Here is a 1,476-nt window from a genome sequence, read left to right on the forward strand (position 1 = left end):
ACCGCGTCACCACCGGAGACCACCAGCTGCCACAGGTCCTCGGGCGAGCGCACCCCGCCCGGATACCGGCACGCCATGCCGACGATCGCGATGGGTTCCTGGTCCTTCTCCTCGACCTCGCGAAGGCGCTCCCGGACCTGACGCAGGTCTCCGGTGACGCGCTTGAGATACTCGAGAAGCCTGTCTTCGTTGCTGCTCATCCGCCTCATCCGTCCTCGGCTGTCGTTAAAGGTAGAGCGCCAAGAACTAGGAATTTTCTAGATCTTGATCGACCAGATCGAAGATGTCGTCGATCGTCGCGTCCTGGAGCTGTCGCTGCGCGTCGGCGGATTCCGTGCCTTGTTCTCCGGCGGAGTTCACCAGGGACAGCAGTTCCTGCAGCCGCCTCCGCACCCCTGACCGGACCGTCTCCTCGGCGGAGGCGGCCGTCGAGATCACCGACTCCAGCCGGTCGAGCTCGCTGAAGACCGAGACCGACACCTCGTCCGGGCCCGTCCCGCCGACGAGTTCGCCCCACAGATGGCGGGCGATCGCCTCGGGCGTCGGATGGTCGAAGACCAGCGTCGCGGGCAGGGTCAGGCCGGTGTCGGCAGTGAGCAGGTTGCGCAGCTCCACCGCGGTCAGGGAGTCGAAGCCGAGGTCCCGGAACGCCAGGTCCGGTTCCACCGCCGCGGAGCCGCTGTGCCCGAGTACGGCCGCCGCGTGCGCGCACACCGTGTCCACGAGCAGGCGTTGCTGTTCGTCCTCGGACAGTGCGGACAGCTTCTCCTTCAGTGCGGAAGGTTCTGCGGCCTGCTCGGCAGGCTCCGCTGCGAGGGCGTCCCTGACCTCGGGCAGGTCGCTCAGCAGCGCGCTCGGCCTGCTGACGGTGAACGGGACGACGAACCGCTCCCAGTCCACGTCCGCCACGGTGACCGTGCCGTCCCCGCCGCTCAGCGCACCGTGCAGCGCGGAGACCGCCCGGTCCGGCCGCAGCGTGGTCAGGCCGCGCTGCCGCAGCCGCTCCTCGTCCCCGGCGTCGGCGACCATGCCACCTTCGCCCCACGGGCCCCAGGCGATCGCGGTCGCGGCAAGGCCCCGGGCCCGCCGGTGCTGCGCCAGGCCGTCGAGGAAGGCGTTCGCGGCCGAGTACGCGGCCTGCCCGCCGCCTCCCCACACGCCGGAGACGGAGGAGAAGAGGACGAAGGCGTCCAGCTCCTGGTCGCCGAGCAGTTCGTGGAGGTGCACGGCCCCGAGGGCCTTGGCGGCGACCGTCGCCACGAAGTCGCCGAGGCCCGTCTCGGCGAGCATGCCCGCCTCGGCGGTGCCGGCCGTGTGGACGACGGCGTTCACCGGGTGCTCGGCGAGCAGCACGGCCAGCGCCTCGCGGTCGGCCACGTCACAGGCGACGACGGTCACGCGCACGCCCGCCTCCTCCAGCTCGGCCTTGAGGCCGGCGGCGCCGGGCGCCGCGGGGCCGCGGCGGCTGGTGAGCAC

The 1,476-nt window shown here is 71.6% G+C and carries 2 protein-coding genes; both read right to left on the reverse strand.

Annotated features, from left to right (window positions below; genetic code table 11):
* Positions 1 to 200: polyketide synthase docking domain-containing protein (locus AB0H32_RS48335; RefSeq protein ID WP_361136120.1), on the reverse strand; the 200-nt coding region annotated here is incomplete at its 3' end.
* Positions 201 to 246: 46 nt separating this feature from the next.
* On the reverse strand, positions 247 to 1,476 hold a 1,230-nt coding region (locus AB0H32_RS48340; RefSeq protein ID WP_361136123.1), incomplete at its 5' end, for an SDR family NAD(P)-dependent oxidoreductase.

The organism is Streptomyces sp. NPDC020362 (assembly GCF_040642095.1).
In the GTDB taxonomy this organism is placed as follows: domain Bacteria; phylum Actinomycetota; class Actinomycetes; order Streptomycetales; family Streptomycetaceae; genus Streptomyces.